General features: G+C 59.1%; 12 protein-coding genes. 1 reads left to right on the top strand and 11 read right to left on the bottom strand.

The features are described from left to right. The 9 genes from AAC035_RS00195 to acnA form a co-directional block, all read right to left on the bottom strand. A partial coding sequence (locus AAC035_RS00195) for a response regulator (protein WP_339798717.1) occupies positions 1-895 on the bottom strand: 895 nt, incomplete at its 3' end. A gap of 87 nt (positions 896-982) precedes the next feature. Further along, positions 983-3751, bottom strand: coding sequence for an EAL domain-containing protein (locus tag AAC035_RS00200; RefSeq protein ID WP_339798720.1), 2769 nt, complete (start codon positions 3749-3751; stop codon positions 983-985). After that, entirely contained in the window at positions 3748-4707 is a 960-nt protein-coding gene (locus AAC035_RS00205) for an ABC transporter substrate-binding protein (protein WP_339798723.1), read from the bottom strand. The genes AAC035_RS00200 and AAC035_RS00205 overlap by 4 nt, the downstream gene beginning before the upstream one ends. 103 nt (positions 4708-4810) lie before the next feature. Next, positions 4811-6322, bottom strand: coding sequence for a methyl-accepting chemotaxis protein (locus tag AAC035_RS00210; protein ID WP_339798725.1), 1512 nt, complete (start codon positions 6320-6322; stop codon positions 4811-4813). Next, positions 6319-6915 carry an SCO family protein gene (locus tag AAC035_RS00215; protein ID WP_339798728.1) on the bottom strand — a complete coding sequence of 199 codons (597 nt, stop codon included), beginning with the start codon at positions 6913-6915 and terminating at the stop codon, positions 6319-6321. The genes AAC035_RS00210 and AAC035_RS00215 overlap by 4 nt, the downstream gene beginning before the upstream one ends. Before the next feature lie 212 nt (positions 6916-7127). Beyond that, entirely contained in the window at positions 7128-8342 is a 1215-nt protein-coding gene (locus AAC035_RS00220) for an HDOD domain-containing protein (protein WP_339798731.1), read from the bottom strand. A 31-nt stretch (positions 8343-8373) separates the two neighbouring features. Then, positions 8374-8745 (bottom strand): hypothetical protein, encoded by a 372-nt coding sequence (locus tag AAC035_RS00225; protein ID WP_339798733.1) that lies wholly within the window; start codon positions 8743-8745, stop codon positions 8374-8376. A 4-nt stretch (positions 8746-8749) separates the two neighbouring features. After that, complete coding sequence (locus AAC035_RS00230) at positions 8750-9070, bottom strand: DUF2288 domain-containing protein (protein ID WP_339798736.1); 321 nt, start codon at positions 9068-9070, stop codon at positions 8750-8752. Positions 9071-9224: 154 nt separating this feature from the next. Beyond that, positions 9225-12008 carry an aconitate hydratase AcnA gene (gene acnA, locus AAC035_RS00235; RefSeq protein ID WP_339798738.1) on the bottom strand — a complete coding sequence of 928 codons (2784 nt, stop codon included), beginning with the start codon at positions 12006-12008 and terminating at the stop codon, positions 9225-9227. Between the two features lie 341 nt (positions 12009-12349). Here acnA and AAC035_RS00240 point away from each other — a divergent pair, with 341 nt between their 5' ends. Continuing rightward, complete coding sequence (locus tag AAC035_RS00240) at positions 12350-17386, top strand: diguanylate cyclase (RefSeq protein WP_339798740.1); 5037 nt, start codon at positions 12350-12352, stop codon at positions 17384-17386. Between the two features lie 17 nt (positions 17387-17403). Here the strand turns inward: AAC035_RS00240 and AAC035_RS00245 are convergent, their stop codons facing one another. Both AAC035_RS00245 and AAC035_RS00250 read right to left on the bottom strand, forming a co-directional pair. Beyond that, the gene (locus tag AAC035_RS00245) at positions 17404-19500 is read right to left on the bottom strand and encodes a TonB-dependent receptor (RefSeq protein WP_339798743.1); all 2097 of its coding nucleotides are present in this window, start codon (positions 19498-19500) and stop codon (positions 17404-17406) included. A 159-nt stretch (positions 19501-19659) separates the two neighbouring features. Beyond that, positions 19660-21492, bottom strand: coding sequence for an ABC transporter ATP-binding protein (locus AAC035_RS00250; protein ID WP_339798746.1), 1833 nt, complete (start codon positions 21490-21492; stop codon positions 19660-19662). Positions 21493-21551 lie beyond the last annotated feature (59 nt).

Here is a 21551-nt window from a genome sequence, read left to right on the forward strand (position 1 = left end):
CAATTTCGTCAGCGTCCAGCGCTCCGTCATTGTTGATGAACTGCTGGGCGGTACTGATAACCGCAAGCTCACCGACCCGATGCAGCAAACCAGCGGTGTAACACTGGATCGCATCACCGCCCACCTTTAACGCCAGGTTTCTCGCCACGTCTGCCAACTGGCCTGACAAGCGGTTGTGCTCCGTGGCCAGCTCCCGCAGACGCCCGTCAGACAGTCGGTGGGCAATATCCACCGACAGCGCCAGAGCATGATTCAGGCTCATCCGTAACCCCAGCAGACCAATCGCCTCGCGCAGGGAATTACAGGGCTCCCCGGAACGCCGGAAAGCGCTGCTGTTGGCCACGTCCAGCAAACGGGCGGTAAGCGCAGCCCGGGATTGCCACTCGCCCACCAGCTCCGCCACAGACAGGGTTTCGGATTGTTCGATCAGCGCCATAACGCTGGCGGGATCCATATCGACGGGCAGGTAGACCTGAGTTTCGCTGGCCTGCCGCAGCATCTTCTCGAAGCTGACATCCGGGCCGCTTTTCGCCGGTGGTGGCAACAACGCCTGCAGCCGCTGCTGCATCACATTGGCACTGAACGGTTTGGCGACGAATCCCTGAACATGATAACGGGCTGCTGCCAGCACCTTGTCCCTGTCGACACTGGTCGACAACATCAGCACCGGCGTTTTGCTGTTAAAGGTCCGCAGATACCGCACTGCCTCCAGACCACGACCGTCGGGCAATTCCCAGTCACAAACCATCAGGTCGGGCTGATGCTCCTCCATACTGGCACGGGCCTCCGCAACACTGCGGAAACTCCGGATAACGGCACGGGAATAGAGCCCGGAAATCAGGGTTTCCATCAGCTCGGAAACCGGTACATCATCGTCCAGTATCAGCACGTCCATTGTTTAATCCACAGGTTCAGATTATGAGTTCTGATGACATCCGTCGCCCCTTTGCAAGCAAGCCGGCAGGGCTTATACGCAACGTTATTACGGTAACGATACCCTTTCTGCGGCCAGCCGCCAGGCATCCGGCACCCGCCAGCTTGCCAGCCAGTCCGGAAAGTCCGCTGCCGGCATGGGGCGAGCAATAAAGTAACCCTGACCCAGCAGGCAACCCAATTTGATTAGCATGGTACCATGTTCTTCTGTTTCCACGCCCTCTGCAATAACGGACCTCCGGAACGCACGGGACAGGGCGATGACACCATCCAGGATCGCCAGATTATCCGGATCATCCCGCATGCCGCGAACAAAGCTCTGATCGATTTTCAGTTCGGCCGCCGGTAACTGCTTGAGATAGTTCAGTGAGGAATAGCCGGTGCCGAAGTCATCGACGGCAAAAACAATACCCAGCGCCTTGCACTGGCGGATAATGTCTGCAGTTTTGCCAAGATTCTCAAGGGCGCTGGTTTCCAGAATTTCCAGCGTCAGCGCACCGGGCTGCAGGGTCGGATACCGCTCCAGAAGATGCCGTATATGCGCCATGAAATGATCACTGGCCAGCTGCTCTGAATCCACATTGACCGCAACCGGCACGTGATAGCCCAGCTCGCGCCAGACCTGGTGCTGCCGTAACGCTTCCTCCAGAACCCATTCGCCCAACTGCAGCAACAGCGGGTGACCAGCCATCAATGGCAGAAAGGACGAGGGCGGCAGCAGCCCATGTTCCGGGTGCTGCCAGCGAATAAGCGCCTCGGCACCAATAATGGCCCCGGTAGTCATATTGACCTTGGGCTGGTAATACAACACGAATTCACGGTGCTCCAGCGCTTCCTTCAGGTGTTCCAGCTGCGCATGCAGGGAACGGATACTGCGCTCCTGCTCATGATCAAATACGAAATAGCGGTTGCGACCGGTCTGTTTCGCCAGATACATGGCCTGATCTGCCTGGCGCAACAGCTGATCCGCATCAAGGTCTTCCTGCTGAGGAAAGAACGCCACGCCGATTGAGGCCGATACCTGCAGCCGGGTACCGCCTACCAGTATCACCTCTGCCGCCGCAGCCAGCAGGCGCCGCAGCAACCCGTCCACCAGGTCCCGACCCGGCGAATCCACGATCAGCGCCACAAACTCATCGCCCCCCAGCCGCGCCAGGGTATCCTGATCCCGCAATACATCGCGCATACGGCGGGCCACGTCCACCAGCAGGTCGTCACCAGCCTTGTGACCATGGGCATCGTTGATCGCCTTGAACCCGTCAAGGTCGATGTAAGCCAGGGCCAGGCGGCTTCGCTGGCGCAGGGCCAGGGCCATGGACTGGTGCAGCCGGTCCGCCAGCAGCACCCGGTTTGGCAGCCCCGTCAGCGGATCAAAATGCGCCAGTCGCCGTAGCCGCTGCTCCTGTTCCTTGAGGGCCGTAATATCGCTGAACACGCCCACATAATGGGTCAGCTGTCTGCGCTCGCTGAACACCGAACTGATGGTCAGCACACAGGCAAAACTTTCGCCATTGGCGCGGCGGCTCCAGAACTCACCGGTCCAGAAGCCCTGCTCCCGGGCGACACGCAGAATGGCTTCTTCATCACCCGCTTCACTGAAACGGATGATATGGCGAATCATCGAATCTCTCGGGTTACCGGTGATCTCGGTATAGGCTTCGTTCACATCAATGACCCGGCGATCTGGTCCGGTGATGAAAACCCCTTCCCGTGAATGGGCAAATACCGTAGCCGCCAGCCGTTGTTGTCGGGCCATGGTGTAACGCTGGTACCACAGCCAGCAGGCGGCCAGCGACAGCAACAGGATAAGCAATGCGGTGGTGCTGACCCAATACCGATACTGCTCCCAGAACTCGGCCCAGGACAGCGTCGGTATCTGGTCGTAGGGCGATGCCCTCAGGTTTCTCGCCATCAGCTCAACGGACTGATAGTCCGCCGGCGGACTGAAACCGGCAATTCCAGACGCCTTCGCGGCCGGGTGTTCTCCATCCAGTGCCAGCAGCGCGGATGCGACACTGCGAACAATCCGGCCATCCACATGGGGCAAGGCCACAAAGGGCCACTCCGGATAAAGCCGGGTCGATAACCGGAATGGGTAGCCCATGAGATCCTGCGAGTTGATTACCTTGAGCCTGTCCACCCGCAGCCGCGAGGCATCCGCCAGGTCCTCAATCAGGCCGGTCCGGACGAAACCGGCATCAGCCTGACCGGAAATGACCGCCTCTATTACTCCATCCTGATGACCAACACTCAACAGGACCAGATCCCGGTCAGCATCCACTCCGACATTCTGCAACTCTCTTGCCTGGGCCTGATAGCCCCCCAGAAACCGTGGCCCGGAGATGGCCACCCGAGCTCCTGTGAGATCCTGCAACTCATTGATTCGGGTGTTGTCCGATCGGGTAAAAATTACGCCACCCATGCTGGAGGTTTCGTGACTGCCCCAGCGTTCGATCAGCGTTGCCAGCACGCCGGTCAGGCTGCGCTCGCTCCGTAGCACCAGAAAATGGCTGGGGTTGGTCAAGACGAAATCGAGCTGATTGCGGGAAAGGGCAGCACGCATGTCTTCGTGGTTGAGAACCTGTAACTCGATCTTTTGCCCGGTGGCCTCGGACAGGTAGCGGGCAAGAGGCTGAAACCGCTGCTCCGTGCTGTAGTCCGGGCGATAGGAAAACACCCCCAGGGTAAGATGCCCATGGTGCTCAGCGACAGCCGGGGATATCGGCATCGAAAAAAGCGCCAGTACCAGAAGCATCTGCCTGAGCCAGCCCCCCAGAATCACTGCGGGCTCCGCCCTGCAACTGCTGCGGTCAGTCACACACGGCCTCCCGCAGGAAGCCAGCGATCATCAAAGAGCTGGTCAAGGTTATCCGCACGAGACAGAAACCCGTCTCGGACCATGACTGAATTCAGGCGTTCGGCTGCCTGTCTCAGCACCGAAGCGCTTGCCATGTAACGGTAATTGGTTGCGACATCAGGAAACATCACCCCCGCCAGCGCTGATCTGACCTGGGCCGGCTCTATGTTCTGGTGGGTTGCGACCCGGTAGATCGCATCGTGATTGTTGTGCAGCAAATGATGCAGCCCCCGGAAATGTCCGATTACCAGATCCCGTACACCCTGATGGAACCGGGTCCGCGAGTCTACCGCCAGTACATCAAAGATGGTATCCGGCAACTGCCGGCTGTCGAACAGGCGAATGGCGCCTTCCGCCAGCAGGCGCGAAACCGTGGGTTCGTAGCTGACCGCGCCGTCAATCCGGTTTTCCCGCCAGGCATCTATCTGCTGATCGATTCTCAGGTCCACGATGTCAACGTCATCGCTGGAAAGCTCTGCTACCTCAAGAATGCGGGCCAGCATCATGGCTCCAAGGGCGGACTGCTCCACGGCGATGCGCTTTCCGCGAAGCTGGCCAAGAGCGGTTATACCGTCCCGGACCACCAGGGCATCCGCCCCGGCAGAAACATCCATCACCGCACAAACCGTCAGCGGCACGCCGTCCGCCCTGACCCGTAGCACCTCATCCAGGGTCAGGGCAGCAGCTGAGAGCTTACCGCTCACCAGACCGGAAATGGAATCGGCGGAGGTGTTACCGCGGACCAGCTGGACGTTGGAGCCAAACCAGCCAAACTGGTCGGCAAGATACAGCGACTCGTAACCGATCCAGGGGTGTGCGCCGCACAGCAACGTACCTGGTGACGAACAGCCCTGCAGCCCGGACACAGAAAGCAGTCCGAGCGCACCGGCGTAGCGAAGTATATCCCTGCGCTGCATTCATTCTCCAGAACGTCTCGGCAACCACAACCGGCGTGCCGGCGAAGGAGGTCAGTTGCGCCCCATTATAGACGACCACCGTCAGAACGTGACCAGAATCTGGTCAGATGCGATAGCCACTGATCAACCGGTCCATTTCTGTCACAAGCTGCTCCAGCTGTCCGGCCATCTCGCTGGCGCGGCCGGCCTCAGCCACTACCCGGCTATTCTGCGAGGACACCTGATGAACACTCTCATTGATATCAGCAGAAGCCGTTGCCTGCTCTTCAGCCGCTGAGGCAATCTGGTAGTTCATATCACTGACCGAGGAGATGGACTGCTGCACGACTGCAATGGAGTCGCCGGTTTCCCGCACCGCGTGGGTGGTTTCGGTGGACCGGGTTTTACCCATCTCTATCGCCGCCAGTGCCTTTTCAGATCCTTTGGCCAGGGTCGCAATGGTGCTGCGGATATCATCAGTAAACTCCTGGGTACGGCGCGACAGGTTGCGAACCTCGTCTGCCACCACCGCAAAACCCCGGCCGTGCTCACCGGCCCGTGCAGCTTCAATAGCTGCATTCAGCGCCAGCAGGTTGGTCTGATCCGATATTTCATTGATCGACGTAATCACCGCATTGATGGAACCGACGTTATCCACCACTGCCTGCACCGCCCGGGCGGAATCTTCCAGCGACAGGTTGGTGGATTCGGTCAGGGTAATGGCCTGATCCACCCTGCCCTGGCCATGGCCTGCGGCCTCGGTGGCTTTGCTTGCGGCTTCGGACGCCTGCTGGGCGTTGCGGGCCACGTCCTGAATGGTCGCCGTCATTTCGGTGGTGGCCGCTGCCGCCTGGTCCGCCTGGGCATGCTGATCCCGCAGAATAGCGGAGGTCTGGTCACTCAGCTCGCTGAGGTTTGCTGCGTTCTGCTTCAACCGCGAGGACAGTTCACCAACCTGCATCACCAGCCCGGCGAATTGTTCCAGCATGCCGTTGAAGGCACGAACGGCAGTATTATCCTGATGTGAATCGAGGCGCAGGGACAGGTTCTTGCTGGCCTGAAACTGCTCAACCAGCCCGACCATACTGTAGGTAATCTGTCGCTCAACGTTCAGCCGAATGGCAAAAAACACCAGTATGCTGGCCTCAAAAACCACGAAAGCCGCGTGCAGAAAGGCGATGGACCAGGAACAGCCGTAGTTGAAGATCATCACCGGCATGCCCGCCACCGAGGCCTCGCCCAGCTGCAACCCCGTCAGCAGCAGGTGGTGAATGGCGATGACCGCTGCACCGGCAACAATGGGCAACCAGTCGCGGTAAATGATCAATAGCGCCATGGCGCTGAAAATATGGAAGTGCATCTCGATACGACCCATCTGGGCCTGAATCATGATGGCCGAAAACGCCATCAGGCTGGCGCCGGCCACCACCGAAAAACCCCGGGTGCCTTTTAGTGAAGCGTAAGCGGCAGCAATCAACAGCCCCAGTATCACCGATGCGGTAATCGCAAACGTATGAGTGCCATAGCCCACTGGCACCAGCAGGGCGACCACCGGAACATGAGCCAGCAGGATCCATAACATCTGTCGATCGGTTTTCAGGCACTCGCGTTTGGCGTGCTCGGTATTTTTGTTCATAGATGGGCATACTCCGGGTACATCTGTAGCTCTGAGAGTAACCTGACCAGATCCTCGGTGACCCGATCCAGATCAAGCTCAGGGTTTGTATACAGTAATTCTCTGCGGCCGCGGCGACTCACCACATGCAGGTGGCCGGAATGCTCAATATCGTAGGCCTCACCGACGCCCGTAACTGCGGCGTAATCGTGGTAGCGACTGGCCAGCTGACGGGCCTGCTGTCCGGATTCCGGGCGTACGGCGACGAAATGAGGCCCCAGCCCTGCCATCACCTCATTCAACCGTGCTGTCGAATCCCGCTCCGGGTCCAGCGTCACAAAGACGAACCGGACCGGTTCACCCTGCAGGCGTCGCTGCAGCTCCATGAGGTTGACCAGCTGCAGCGGGCAAACCGTACCGCACTGCTGAAAACCGAAGAAAACCACGTCGACACCGTCGTCCGGTGGCACCAGGGGTTGGCCCGAAGCTCCCGGCAGTGGCTCGGCGTGAAGATCCACGCGCACGCCGTAATAGCCACTGCGATCGGCGAAGGCCGGCAGCCAGGGCAGCGCTATGACAAACAGGATAATGATGCCCACGAAACTCGCTGGCAAAACCCACCGCCGGCCCGGTAGCTGCTGTAATTCCTGCGTCACGAGTTGATGTACCTGCTCTTTGGCCACCGGGAACACTGACCATCGAAACGCGCCAGCGGTAAAGGTGTAATCATGATGTAATTTGAAGCGTAGCTTACATACGCAGATTGCGCAGAAAGTGGATTGCAGGATGCGTAAATATCGAAACAGGAATATGCCCGCACAGGAGCTCAGTCAGGCTTTTTCAGCTGCCGGAACAAAGCCTGAACCTGATGACCCGCCCGCTCATACAACATCAGCAGGCGTGGATCGAGGGTATCGAGATTCTGTTGCAAGGCAACCGCCCGCTCCAGCCCGATCGCGGTATTCAGCAAACGGCCCAGCGCCCCCCGGCGGCTGGTGACAGCCTCAGTTATGGCAGAACCCAGGCTGATCTGACTCACGAATTCAGCCGGCGCCACCCCCAGCATCACGTCGGCACCAGACACCAGCCCGGTCAGAAAAGCGCTGGAAGGTTCAATATCCCCGGTCTTGACCCGGCGCGCCAGCTCCTCACAGACGTGAGCCCTGATCAGTATCAGGCGGGCGTGTTCCGAACTGACCGCCTGCAGGGAGCTCAGCAGTACTGCCCAGCGCCGGAGGTTGCTCAGCCCCAGGCGAACCACCAGTTCCCGTATGCTCGAGATGGTGCCGGAGCCACGATAGAGCGGACTGTTAACGATGCGGATCAGGTTCAGGGCAAGATTGGGGTCTTCGGAAAGGATATCGGTCAGCTCGCGGATATCCGGATCTTCCTGGTAGAGCACACCAATCAGACGGGTGAGGTGCAGACCTCCGGGACTCAGTTTACGACCCGAAATCAGCCTGGGATGAGCCAGGAAATAGCCCTGAAACAGATCAAAACCCATATCCGAAAACCGGTCGCGGGTAGCTTCATCTTCAACTTTCTCTGCCAGCCATTTTACCGGAAGGTGATCCAGCTGCTCCCGGTAACGGGAAACCTCCGCCTCGGCCATCAGCGAAATATCGACCTTGATCACCGACGACATGGTTAGCAGTGGTCGCCACGCGTCCGAAAAATCGAAATCATCCAGTGCGAAGCGGAAACCCTGCCGGTGCCAGACCTTGACCGCCTCAATCAGTTCCCGCGTCGGTTCGATGCGCTCAACCAGTTCTATTACCACCCGGTCAGGATCCACCGGCATGAACACACCAGACAACAGGAAATCCGAGGAGACGTTGATAAAAACCTGGGTGCCGTAATAATCCGCCTGGGAGCTCACACCGGTGCAGAAGTTGAACAACAGCTCACTGGTGGCACGGCTTTCACCGACCGTCAGCGCACTTTCACCGAGATCATTGCGATACAGCAGCTCCACCGCCTCCATCTCGCTGCTGCGATTATAGATCGGTTGAGCCGCAAGCAGGGTATGACTCACCGCCATAGTGCGGGCGCTCCGTTACGGAAAATAAGGATCAAAGGACAGGCTCAAACTGGTCCGGGTCAAACTGGTAGTTGCCCTGACTGGTCTCGTTTTCCTTGCGAATAGTCCGGGCCAGGCGCTGGGCGAAAACCGACCAGATTGCCGGATCGTCGCGACAGGGCTGATGGCCACTGCCCAGCAATGAGCCCGCCGTATGCCTGAGCACCGCTTCGGCCTGGGCCACACTGCGATAAGGGCCCCGGCAACCACTACGATCAGGCTGGCCTTGCTGGCCACCACAGAGCGCCACCAGCACCCAGATATCGTCCCCCACTTTCTTCAGATGCAACTCGACCCGCCGGCTCTCCTTGCGGAGCACCAGTGTCCGCAACGGACCGGGGCCATGAAAGTAGTGGAGTTTCATAGGATCAGTGCAGCACCTGGTCGTGTTTGTCCTGCACCAGAACCCAGGGCGCAATCACCACGGCCCACAATTCCGCTTCGCGATCGTACCACGCACGGGCCAGGTCCGGACTGACATCACCCACCTGATCCGCGGCCATCCAGGCTTCGAACCGGGCTTTATTGTCAGCAGTAAGCTGCTCAGCCACTTCGAGCAGATCCAGCTCCCCTGAAACACGTACAACTTGCCCACGGGCGTAATAAGTCTGCAGTTCCCGCCAGGAAATGCGGGATGTTTCGGTAATCAGCTTTGATTTGATTTCATCTGGTTGGCCAGGCGATGTCATGGCACCCCTCTCTGTATACTGTCTGCCCTCTGTCTTTCAACGGTCAGTCATCACCGGTCCGTCGCCCGCCATGAGCGTCGCATGAAAGGCAGTTTGCGACAAGTACATCGCAAACTGCGACTGCTCGATCTCCCTGAAGGTCCCAGGTCTGACATCAGGCCGTGCGGATCATCTCCCGCACCACGTAGTGCAGAATACCGCCGTGGCGGAAATACACTGCCTCGTTGGCGGTATCGATCCTGGAAAGCAGCTTGCAGGTGGTCGAATGGCCATCGGCATAGGTTATGGTCATTTCCAGGGTCTGACCTGGCTGGATATCGCCGGACAGCCCCCGAATGCTGATGGTTTCCTCACCGGTAAGCTTGAGGTTTTTGCGATCTGTACCCTCAGGAAACTGCAGGGGCATTACCCCCATACCGATAAGGTTGGAGCGGTGAATGCGCTCGTAGCTTTCCGCTACCACCGCACGAACCCCCAGCAATCGGGTGCCCTTGGCCGCCCAGTCGCGGCTGGAGCCGGTGCCGTATTCCTTGCCTGCAATCACCACCAGCGGGGTGTGGTCCTGCTGGTACTTCATGGCCGCGTCGTAAATGGACATCTGTTCGCCGCTGGGCACATGTCGGGTGAACCCGCCCTCCACACCGTCCAGCATTTCATTGCGGATTCGGACGTTGGCAAAGGTGCCCCGCATCATGACCTGGTGATTACCACGACGGGAACCGTAGGAATTGAAATCTTCGGGTTTGACGCCCTGCTCCTGCAAATACTTGCCGGCAGGGGAATCCGCCTTGAAGGAACCCGCCGGTGAAATGTGATCCGTGGTGACCGAATCACCCAGCAGCGCCAGTATGCGCGCATCGGTGACATCCTCGATGGCTTCCGGCTCCGGCCCCATGCCCTCGAAGAACGGAGGGTGCTGAATGTAGGTGGAATCCTTCGACCAATCGTAGACCTTGCTGTCTGGCACCTTGATAGCCTGCCAGGTGGCATCACCATCAAATACCGCCCCGTATTCGGTGCGGAACATGTCGGTTTTGACCTTTTCGACGGCCTCCGCGATTTCCTGCTGGCTGGGCCACAGATCCTTGAGGAACACCGGGTTGCCATCGGAATCCTGGCCCAACGGCTCTTTGGTGAGATCCAGCCGGACATTGCCTGCCAGCGCATAGGCCACCACCAGCGGTGGCGATGCCAGCCAGTTGGTTCTTACCAGCGGATGCACCCGGCCCTCAAAGTTGCGGTTGCCAGACAACACCGAGGCCACCGTCAGATCTCCAGTTGCAATGGCCTTCTCCACCGGCTCCGGCAACGGGCCGGAGTTACCAATGCAGGTGGTACAGCCGTAACCCACCAGATTGAAGCCGAGTTTATCAAGATCGGTATCGAAGCCGCCGACCTTGAGATATTCGGTCACCACTTTCGAACCCGGCGCCAGTGAGGTTTTCACCCAGGGCTTGGTGGTCAGGCCCTTTTCCAGCGCCTTGCGGGCAACCAGGCCCGCCGCCATCATCACGCTGGGGTTGGAGGTGTTGGTGCAGGAAGTAATAGCCGCGATCACCACCGCGCCGGGGTCGAGCCGGAAGTGCTGGCCATCCAGCTCACAGTTCTGGCTGGCCGCGTGTTCGTAACTGTTGTCGACCGCCACTGCGGTCTGGCCGCCCTCCGATTCCAGTTTGCTGTTCTGTGCTTTGGACTCGGTTTTTGTCTGCGCCGTGGCGGTGCCTTCGGCGGTTTCCATCAACAATTCAAAGGAGGCCTTCATGTTTTTCAGGGCAACCCGGTCCTGGGGCCGCTTGGGGCCGGCCAGACTGGCCTCCACTTCGCCCATATCCAGCTCCAGGGTGTCGGTGTACAAGGGCTCATGCCCCGGCTGCCGCCACAGGCCCTGGGCTTTGGCGTAAGCTTCCACCAATTCGATCTGGTGTTCCTCACGACCGGTCAGGCGCAGGTATTTCAGAGTCTGCTCATCCACCGGGAAAAAGCCGCAGGTGGCACCATACTCCGGTGCCATATTGGCAATGGTGGCCCGGTCTGCCACCGGCATGTCTTTCAGACCGTCGCCGTAAAACTCCACAAATTTGCCGACCACGCCCTTCTTGCGCAGCATCTCGGTAACCGTGAGCACCAGATCAGTGGCGGTAATGCCTTCGCGCAGTTTGCCGGACACCTTGAAGCCCACCACTTCCGGGATCAGCATGGAAACCGGCTGGCCCAGCATGGCTGCCTCGGCCTCAATGCCACCGACACCCCAGCCCAGAATGCCCAGACCGTTGATCATGGTGGTGTGAGAATCGGTACCTACCAGGGTGTCCGGGTAAGCGAAGGTTTTACCGTCATCATCTTTGGTCCATACCGTGCGTCCGAGATACTCCAGATTCACCTGATGACAGATTCCGGTGCCCGGCGGCACCACCCGGAAGTTATTGAACGCCTTCTGGCCCCAGCGCAGAAACTCATAGCGCTCCTGATTGCGCTCCATCTCGATGACTACGTTATCCTTGAAGGCGGAGGCATCGCCGTAGCGGTCCACCATCACCGAATGGTCGATCACCAGATCCACCGGTGACAGCGGATTGATCAGCGCCGGATCCTTGCCCGCCGCCTTGACGGCCTCGCGCATGGCGGCCAGATCTACCACCCCGGGCACACCGGTAAAATCCTGCATCAGCACCCGGGCCGGTCGGAACTGGATTTCCGTGTCAGAGGTGCGGTTTTTCAACCACGCCATCATGGCTTCCAGATGTTTTTGCTCAACGGTGACACCGTCTTCGAAACGCAACAGATTCTCGGTCAGCACCTTCAGCGAGAACGGCATCCGGTCGAGGTCCCCCAGGGTTTTCCCCGCCGCTGGCAGACTGTAGTAATGGTAAGTCTTGCCGTCGACTGTCAGCGTGGAAAGACTTTGATAACTGTCGTGACTGGCAGATTGGTTCGACATTGAATATCTCCTGTTCCGGATGACCTGCCGCGTAAATTCCCGGTTTCCCGGCAAAATGACAGGGTACTGACTAAGCTTGTCACCACTGTGACGCAAACAGACCTGATTTAGCCACCTCTATTAACTATTGCACCGATTGTCATGACTTCAACTATCGAAGTCTGTGCGGTGTTGTTATGCATGTCAAAGTTCCGTTTATGCACATGTAAATACCAAAGTGGGCAGTAGTCGATTTTTCATTTGATTACCTTTAGGTTACTTTTAATTACAGCTTAAATTCGGTCAGCGAACCATAATAAAAACATCAAAAAAGACGTGGTATTCAAGGGAGACCGAAAGTAATGAACGGTCCTGCAACGGAAAAATCAGAAAAAACGGGCGCCATCCTGAAATCGGCCTCAACCGTTGATACGACTCACGATGTGCCCGACCGGATTCCGGGATTCCATGGGCTGAACATGCTGGTTAATGCGACCAGCACGCGCATTTACCGGGCCACCAGAAGCAGCGACGACACACCGGTTATTCTCAAGGTTATCCGGGAAGAGGGCCGTAGCCGCGAAACCCTTGCCCGCCAGCAGCACGAACACGATCTGCTGGCCAGTATTTCCAGCCAGTTTGTTATTCGCACCTATGGCCTCACCGAAAGCGATACCGGACCGGTACAGGTCATGGAGGATATTGGCGGCGAATCCCTCGACCGACTCTACCAGGACCAGCGCCCGGACACCGCAGAGCTGCTGGTAATCCTGAACAGCCTGGTCAGCGGACTGGCAGACATTCATCGCGCCGGTCTTATCCACAAGGACATCAACCCGGCCAACGTCGTCTTCAATCCCGGTACCGGTGAGTTACGCATTATTGACTTCGGTATCGCTACCCGACTGGCCCAGGAGGAAGTCCAGGGCGCCCGGGCCGATCTGGTTCCCGGCACCACCGCCTACATGTCCCCCGAGCAGACCGGCCGCATGAACCGGCTGATCGATTATCGCTCAGATTACTATGCCCTCGGCGCGACCCTTTACCAGTTGCTGACGGGCCGCCTGATGTTTCTGGCCAGCGAACCCATCGAGTGGTTCCATTGCCACATTGCCAGGCGTCCGACCCCGCCGGCCGAACTGGTCAGGGGCGTTCCGGTGGCCTTGTCCAACCTGACCATGAAGCTGCTGGAAAAGAACGCCGAGAACCGTTACCAGAGTGCCCATGGCATTCTCGCAGATCTGGAGCAGTGTCAGATTCTTCTGAGAGAAGGACAGGAACTGGCTGCATTTCCCCTCGGCAGCAAGGATATTCCCGAACGTTTCCGGATACCTGCAAAACTTTACGGGCGCGAAAAAGCACTGAGGGAACTGACCCGGGCTTTTGACAACGCCTACGATCGCATGAGCGTTGCCCTGGTGGCCGGTCAGTCCGGAAACGGCAAGACCAGCCTGATCAACGAGCTCTACAAGCCCATTACCGCCCGCAAGAGCTACTTTATCCGGGGTAAGTTCGACCAGCTTCACCGGGACATCCCCTACAGCGGGTTGACGGTTGCCCTGCGGGATCTGATGCGCCAGGTGCTTACCGAGAGCCCGCAACGCATTGCCGAACTGAGATCCCGGCTGCAGGCGTCGCTGGGGGGTAACGCCCGGCTGATGACCGACATGATTCCGGAGCTGGAGCTGATTCTCGGGGAGCAACCGGAAGTGGAGCCCCTGGCCGCTCTGGAATCGGAACAGCGCTTCCGGTTGACGTTATTCAGCTTTTTCCGGGTGTTCAGCACCGGCGAGCACCCCCTGGTGCTGGTACTGGACGATCTGCAGTGGGCCGATAACAGCACCCTGAGACTGGCGGATCTGCTGGTGGACCAGGAAGAAGGTGAACACCTGCTGGTGATTGGGGCTTACCGTGACAACGAGATTACCCCCGACCATCCGCTGGTGGGGATTCTTGCCGAACTGAGCAAGACCGACACTCCCATCACCGCTATCCGGGTTGACCCTCTGGCGCTGGCCGACGTGACCCAGATGCTGGCCGATACGCTCCACGCAGAACCCGGCGATGTCGCGCCCCTGGCCGCGCTCGTATTGCAGAAAACCGGTGGCAATCCGTTCTTCATTGATGAGTTCCTGCAGGAGCAGTACCGCCAGGGCAATATCACCTTTGACCAACACAAAGGAAACTGGACCTGGGACCCGGAGCAACTGGATCAGCAGCAGATTACCGACAACGTTGCGGAGCTGATGAGCCGCAAGCTGCAGCGTTTGTCTCCAGCCACCAACAAACTGATGCAGCTGGCCGCCTGCGCCGGCAACCGGTTTACCCTCGACACCCTCTCGCTGATGACTCAGGCAAGCCCGCAGAAGGTGGCAGCAGCAGCCCGGCAGGCCATCCAGGAAGGTCTGATACGCCCGATCCGTGACGCCTGGCAGCTTACGGAACTGGAGCAGGGCAAGGTCGCAGACCAGGCCCTGACCATCGAATTTGTGTTCATTCACGACCGCATTCAGGAAGCCGCTTACGAGCAGATGCCGCTGGCCACCCGGGAAAAAGCCCACTGGCGAATCGGCCATCTGTTACTGGAGGCCTGTAACCACACGCCTCACGACGATATGCTGTTTGCTATTGTCAATCACCTGAACCTGTCGTCGCGACTGATCACCACCGACGAACAGCGGCTGGAAGTGTGCCAGCTGAACCTGAAAGCCGGTCAGCGGGCGCGACTGGCCGCTTCCTACAGCATTGCATTTGGCCACTTCCAGAAGGCCATCCACCTTTATGGTGAAGGCAAACGGATCTGGAACAGCCACTATGACCTGGCGCTGGCGCTCTATACCAATGGCGCCGAGACCGCCGCCTACGTGGGCGACCCGAAAGCCATGGACCGCTTTGTGGAAACCGGGCTGGAGCAAGCCCGCACCGTGCTGGACCGGGTGCCCTTCCATGAAGTCCAGATCTCGACGCTGATTGCCCGGGGCGAGCTTGCCAAAGCGATCAGCATCGCCAAATTTGTGCTGGCAGAGCTGGGCCACAAATATCCCCGCAAGCCCAATCAGGCCCATGTAATCGCAGGGTTCCTGCGCGTGAAGCAGCGGATGCGAAAATACAGTCTGGAACAGATCGAAGCACTTCCTAACATGACCGACCCTACCCAGATGGCAGCAATCAGGATAGGTGCCAGCCTTGGCAGGGCCGCCATGTTTGCGGAGCCGAAACTGCTGCCGCTGATGGTATTCAGAGGCATTCAGATAACTCTCGACTACGGCCACTCACCGGGTGGCGTCACCTGCTTCAGTGTGCTGGGATCCATCTACGCCAGCGAGACCGGCGATGTGGATCTGGGCATAGCGCTTGGCCAACTGGCCATCCGTATCGCGCAACACCCGGAACGACGACACGTTCTGGGCCGGGCACTCCACCTGCATGGCAGTATTGTCCAGCACTGGAAAGAACCCCTGGCCAACTGCCTGCCCACCCTCCGTGAAGCCAGCCGGGTCTGTATGGAACACGGTGACTTCGAATACTCCATCCACGCCACCAATATTCTCTGTGAGTACGCTTATCATTGCAGTTCTGACCTTGAATATGTGCAAGAGCAGGTGTCCGCCGACCTGGCCCGGTTCCGTTCCCTGCAACTGAGCCACCTGCTGATGCACCAGGCAAGCCGGCTGCAGATGATTCTCAACCTGCGGGGACTGAATGATCATCCTGAGAAACTGTCGGGGCATGCCTATGACATCGACGACATGTTGCCTCGTCATGAGGTCACCCGGGACGGCCCGCTGATTGATTACGTCAAGCTCAAGCGGCTGTATCTGGAGTACCTGTTCGAAACCAACATACACACCACTGAAGACAAGGCACACCTGGCCAAGAGTATGACCAACGTGCGGGGATTCTTTGGCGCCAACTGGAGCTGGTACCTGTGCGGGCTGGCGTACCTGAGAGAGGCACGGAATACGACCCGTGGTCAGCGCCTGAAGCTGATGCCCAACATCAATCGCCATATGCGCATGGTTCGCAATCTGGCGGAACGCAGCCCGGGTAATTTCAGCAACAAATACCAGCTGCTGGTTGCTGAAAAACTGCGGCTTACCGGCAAGCCTTTTGAGGCTCACAGTGCCTACGACCGGGCCATCGAACTGTCCCGCCAGATCGGGTTTCTCAACGAAGAGGCTCTGGCCAACGAACTCTGCGGCACCATGCATCTTGATGCGGGCCGGAACACCCTGGGCGAGCCCTACCTGCGCCGGGCCCGGCAGCTTTATCACCGCTGGGGTGCTGTCGCCAAGGTGCGCCATATGGAGAAAAAATACCCACAACTGGCCATGGATAGCCCGGTCGCCACGGCGGGTGGAACCACGGTCACTTCGCTGGATGTGGTGGACGTCACGTCACTGATGAAGGCGCTGAAGGCCATTGCCAACGAGCAGATACACAGCCGGATGGTGTCGGCCGTGATCAGCACCGCTATCGAGTTTGCCGGCGCCCAGCGGGGCGTGCTGGCACTGCGGGATGCAAAGCAGAACCTGTGCATTGAAGCGGAGATGGACGTGGACGGCAAGGAGCCCACCATCCTGCAGTCCAAACCCGTCGACACCTACCCCATGGCCTGTCGCCAGGTACTGAATTACGTTGCCCGGACCCGGGAAGGGCTGGTCATCGACGATGCGCTATCCGGTTCAGGAAAGCTGCCCGGGCTGAATATGGACCCATACATCCAGCGTCATCAGGTGCGGTCCGTATTGTGTCTGCCGATTATTGCCAGCAGTGCCGATGAGGAGGAACTCATTGGTTTGCTGTACCTTGAAAACAATCACCTCAGTCACTGCTTTACTGCCTCCCGCTTTGGCGCTCTGGAAATCATTGGCATGTCTGCGGCCGGCCGCCTGGAGCTGTCGCGCAAGGCCACCGTGGACGGCCTGACCAACCTGTTCAACCACGAATACTTCCAGAACATTCTGCGCCAGGAAATGGCCGGGGTGCATCGCTATCAGAAAGAACTGAGCCTGCTGCTGATCGACATTGATCACTTCAAGCGCTTCAACGACACCTGGGGCCATCAGCTGGGCGACAAAGTGCTCAGAGATGTGTCTGACCTCATCCGTGAGTGCTGCCGCGACGGCGATACTGCAGCCCGCTACGGCGGGGAAGAGATGGCCGTTATTCTGCCTGGCGCGGGCCTGGACGATGCCATGGTGGTGGGCGAGCGCATCCGCAAAGCCATCGAGAACCATAACATCCATGTCAATGGTGAACAGATACACATCACCGTCAGCCTGGGCGTTGCGGTGGCGGATCACTCGGTAACCGACGGTGCCGCCCTGATCAAGAAAGCCGACACGGCGCTCTATGAGTCCAAGGCAAACGGGCGTAACCAGCTGACGGTAGGGTAAGTCGCAGCGTTTCGGCCTCAGAACCCCAACTCAAATCCCGCAAACCAGGTGCGCCCGGCAGCCGGCTCGTAATAGCGGCCGCCGTTGGCGTTGATGCGCACGTTCTCGAAGTGGCTTTCATCCGCAAGATTGCGAACACCCGCGTAAATCTCAAGCGTGGTGCCCCCAGCCAGCAACCAGCGGTCACCGGTCCGGGCATCAAACCGCCAGTGGTGGCCTGCTTTTTCTTCATTGGCGTTGTCGGCGTAGTAGCTGCCGGTGTAATGCCCGTCAAACCGGGCGAAGCGGCCACCAAGACCAGACCAGCGGGCACTGCTGTGCCAGATAACGGTGGGCAGACCTGGCAAATGGTTGCCCGCCCGTTGCTCACCATCATCCTCGAACCGGTCAAACCGATAACGAGCCAGCGTCAGGGCGCTGGTATAGCGCCAGCTGGGGGACGCCTCGTAGTCCAGACCCAGCTCAAGGCCGTCACGGGAGGTGCGACCGGCATTGCGGTAAAACGTACGGTTATTCTCCTCAAACGGCACCAGCTCATCCCGCACCCGCACAGAGAACAGCGCCAGATCGTAACTCAGGCCATTGGCGTAATAACCCCGAATACCCAGCTCCCGGTTCAAAGCCTGCTGGGGTTCAATGGCCGGGTTGAAACCGCCGCCTCCGTCCGGACGCGCAAACTCGGTGAAGGTAGGCGTTTCAAAGGCGTTGCCAAGCGTGGCATAGAGCTGATGCCGGGGCAGCAAGCGATAGCTGATGCCGAGGCTGCCGGACCACTCCCGGAATACCCGCCGACCACTGTCATCCTGGCCGTCCGCGAAGAAATCATCGTTCACATCCAGGACTACCCGGTCGTGACGAACTCCAGCGGTCACCGACAGCGTCTCGGTAAGGGCAAGATCCCCCTGGGCAAAGACACCGGTGCTCTGGGCCTGCTGACGTTCATCGGCGGTCACTGCGGTAATGTCTCCCTGAGGGTTGACGCTGCGGCGGCCCCGGTGATCGTCCTGCCAGGCCACGTCAACCCCGTACACCGTCCGTAATAGCCACGGCCCCAGATGGCTATCACGGCCGAATTCAACACTGCCACCGTAAAACCGGCGTCGGTAGTCCACCAGACTGGAGCCGGGGAATGGCAGTTGCTGCTCGAAATCCCGCTCGCTGTAAAAGCCGGAGACTGCGATATCACCGCCACCAAAATCGAGATCCTGGTAACGCAGCGCCGCCAACTGCTGGTCCACCTTCTGGCCTGCGTTCAGAGCGCTGGCGGCGGGCGCTGCCTGCTGCGGATTCGCCGCCGCTTCTTCCCGGGTCAGGCCACCCGGGTCCTGGGCTTTCGGGAGTTCCAGCAGGTTGATCAGACCAGATACTGTGCGCTGATCATCCAGCCGGTAGCCCAGACGACTATTGAACTGGTATTTTTCCACCTCGCTCTGATCCCGGTAACCGTCTGCTGTCAGGGCTGACACACTGCCCTCATAGAACCAGCGGCCCGACTCCCCGCCTGCCCGGGCCTGATATTGACGTAAGCCATCGCTACCCAACTGGGCTCCAAAGACCGGGGAGGTCACCGTCTGGCGACCATCCGCCGTGGTGATATCCAGCACCCCACCGGCGGCATTGCCATAAAGCACCGACGACGGGCCGCGAATCACTTCCACGGTTTCGGCACCGGCCAGATCCACCGCATCGATCTGGGACTGGCCATCCGGCAGGGTGTAGGGCACGCCGTCCACCCGGATAAACAGCCCGCGAATACCAAAGGGCGCCCGGGCACCAAATCCCCGGCTTGATATCCGCTGGCCCTGGGCGAAGTTATCCCGGTTCTGCAGAAACAGCCCCGGCACCTGCTCAAGAGACTCATCCAGCCGGATACCCTGTTGGCCCTGCTGCAGATCGCGGCGATCAAGGGTACTGACCGCTGCCGGCGTGCTGTAGAGATCACGGCTAAGCCGGGGCGCGGTGACGGTAATCAGCGGCAGGTTTTCGGCCTGAGTTTCCTGACTCTCTTCCGCCTTGAGGTGAGGCAAGACGAAAAAAGCCAGGGCAATGCCGGCGGTCCAACGGACTGGTAACCGGCTGATTTCAAGGCATGTCGGCTTATGAGCAATATCCATGGTTTCCCCTGCGGTATGGCTGACAAGGGATACGATAGCAGATTGGTTTCGGGTGACTCACAATCATCACGAGGGTGTTCGGATTTTTAACCTGGTACTGTCAGCGAGCGTCAGATGGCAAGTTCCCGTTTCTGGCTCAGTGATCCGACAGCCGCTCCGTCACAAAACAGAACTCTGCCGCTCCCCGTACAACTGCGCATACACCCCATCACCACGCACCAACTCCTCGTGCCTTCCTTCCTCCACAATCCGCCCATCCTCGAACACAATAGCCCGGTCCGCCTGTTTCACCGCGCTCAGGCGATGGGCGATGATCAGCGTAGTGCGCTGTTTGAGAAAGCCTTCCATGGCCTGGTGCAGGCGGTATTCAGTGTCGGCGTCCAGGGCGGAGGTGGCCTCGTCCAGTATCACCAGGGACGGCTCGGAGAGAATCATCCGGGCAATGGCCAGGCGCTGGCGCTGGCCACCGGACAGGCGCACGCCCTGGCGACCAACCACGGTGTCCAGCTGCAGCGGCAGCTCCGCAACCGTCTGATCCAGCTGGGCAATGGCCAGGGCCTGCCAGAGCTGGTCATCGGTTTTGTCCCTGCCCAGAGTCAGGTTCTGGCGAATGCTGGCGTTGAACAGGGCCGGATGCTGCAACACGGTGGCTATGTGCTCCCGCATGCAGGGCAGACCAATGCGGTTTACCGGCACGTCGTTGATGAACACCTCCCCCTGCTGGGGCGTGTACATGCCCAGAATGATCTGCACCAGGGTCGATTTGCCGCCACCACTGGTGCCCACCACCGCCACTTTTTCACCGGGTTCTATGCGCAGATTGATGCCCTCCAGCACCTTGCTGTCGTCGTCATAGCTGAAGTGGATATTCTTGAGGGTCAGACCAACAGTTCGGTTATCCGCAAACGGGTTTTCAAGAGCGGGATAACGGGGTTCCTCTTCCAGAGACAAGAGCCGGTTTACCCGATGCAGAGCCGCATTAGCCGCATACCAGGCATACTGCATGTTGAGCATTTCCTGCACCGGGGTGAGCATGAACCAGAGGTAGCCAAAGACCGCGAACATCATGCCCAGACTGAGATCACTCATCAGCACCGCCATCATGGCCGCCGCGCGGAATGCATCAACCCCAAACTGGAACAGGGCAAAGCTGGCACGGGTGGCCGCATCGCTGCGCCACTGGAAGGTCACAGCGTGATCCCGCACGGTACGTGCGCGGCCGATCAGCTGCTGCAGGTAATGGCCTTCGCGATTGGCCGCCCGCAGCTGATGCATGGCTTCCAGGGTTTCGGTCAGATCCCCCTGAAAATCCTCATAGGCCTTGTTTTCCCGGCGTTTGAGATCCTTTACCTGTTTGCCGATGATCATGGTCATGTAAATGACCACGGGATTGAACAGCAGTATCACCAGCGCCAGCTGCCAGTGCACCCAGAGCAGCACCGCTGCCGTGCCAATCACGGTAAGACTGGCCACGATAAAGCGACTGATGGTGGTGCCCAGGAACTCGTCAATGGTGTCCATGTCGGTCACGAAGTGGCTGCTGACCGCGCCCGAACCCAGGGTTTCGTACTCTGCCATGGCTACCCGCTGCAGCCGGCCCAGCAGCCGCGAGCGCATGCGAAAGATGATGTCCTTGGAGATCCTGGAAAATTCCCGGGATTGCAGCACGTTGAAGATCAGCGCCATCACCCGCATGGCAAAGGCCGCCAACACCATCACCGCGATATACACCACCGGCATTTGCCAGCTTTCAGGCAAAACAGCGTTCATGGCAGGCAGCACCGGCCCCGGATCGTCCAGCAGCACCTCATCCACCAGCACCGGCAGTAACAGCGGAATGGGCACGCTGACCAGGGTGGCGCAGATCGCCAGCAGATTGGCCCGGACCAGTCGCGGACGATGTTTGAGCGCCAGCCGGAGAATACTTCGCCAGGTGTAGTGACGTTGCTCGGTATCAGGGGAGGCACTGATTCTGGACTGCGGTGCGTTCAAGCGAGCTCCGGTTGGTCGGGTGTGCGGACTGGTGCATTACCCCATGACATACGCGGGGA

The organism is uncultured Marinobacter sp. (assembly GCF_963974375.1).
Classification (GTDB): Bacteria; Pseudomonadota; Gammaproteobacteria; order Pseudomonadales; family Oleiphilaceae; genus Marinobacter.

What these genes read in the sequence shown, in the direction of transcription:
- AAC035_RS00210 (WP_339798725.1), bottom strand. Translation starts at nt 6,322, where the DNA reads ATGAACAAAAATACCGAGCACGCCAAACGCGAGTGCCTGAAAACCGAT.
- AAC035_RS00230 (WP_339798736.1), bottom strand. Translation starts at nt 9,070, where the DNA reads ATGACATCGCCTGGCCAACCAGATGAAATCAAATCAAAGCTGATTACC.
- AAC035_RS00240 (WP_339798740.1), top strand. Translation starts at nt 12,350, where the DNA reads ATGAACGGTCCTGCAACGGAAAAATCAGAAAAAACGGGCGCCATCCTG.
- acnA (WP_339798738.1), bottom strand. Translation starts at nt 12,008, where the DNA reads ATGTCGAACCAATCTGCCAGTCACGACAGTTATCAAAGTCTTTCCACG.
- AAC035_RS00205 (WP_339798723.1), bottom strand. Translation starts at nt 4,707, where the DNA reads ATGCAGCGCAGGGATATACTTCGCTACGCCGGTGCGCTCGGACTGCTT.
- AAC035_RS00220 (WP_339798731.1), bottom strand. Translation starts at nt 8,342, where the DNA reads ATGGCGGTGAGTCATACCCTGCTTGCGGCTCAACCGATCTATAATCGC.
- AAC035_RS00245 (WP_339798743.1), bottom strand. Translation starts at nt 19,500, where the DNA reads ATGGATATTGCTCATAAGCCGACATGCCTTGAAATCAGCCGGTTACCA.
- AAC035_RS00225 (WP_339798733.1), bottom strand. Translation starts at nt 8,745, where the DNA reads ATGAAACTCCACTACTTTCATGGCCCCGGTCCGTTGCGGACACTGGTG.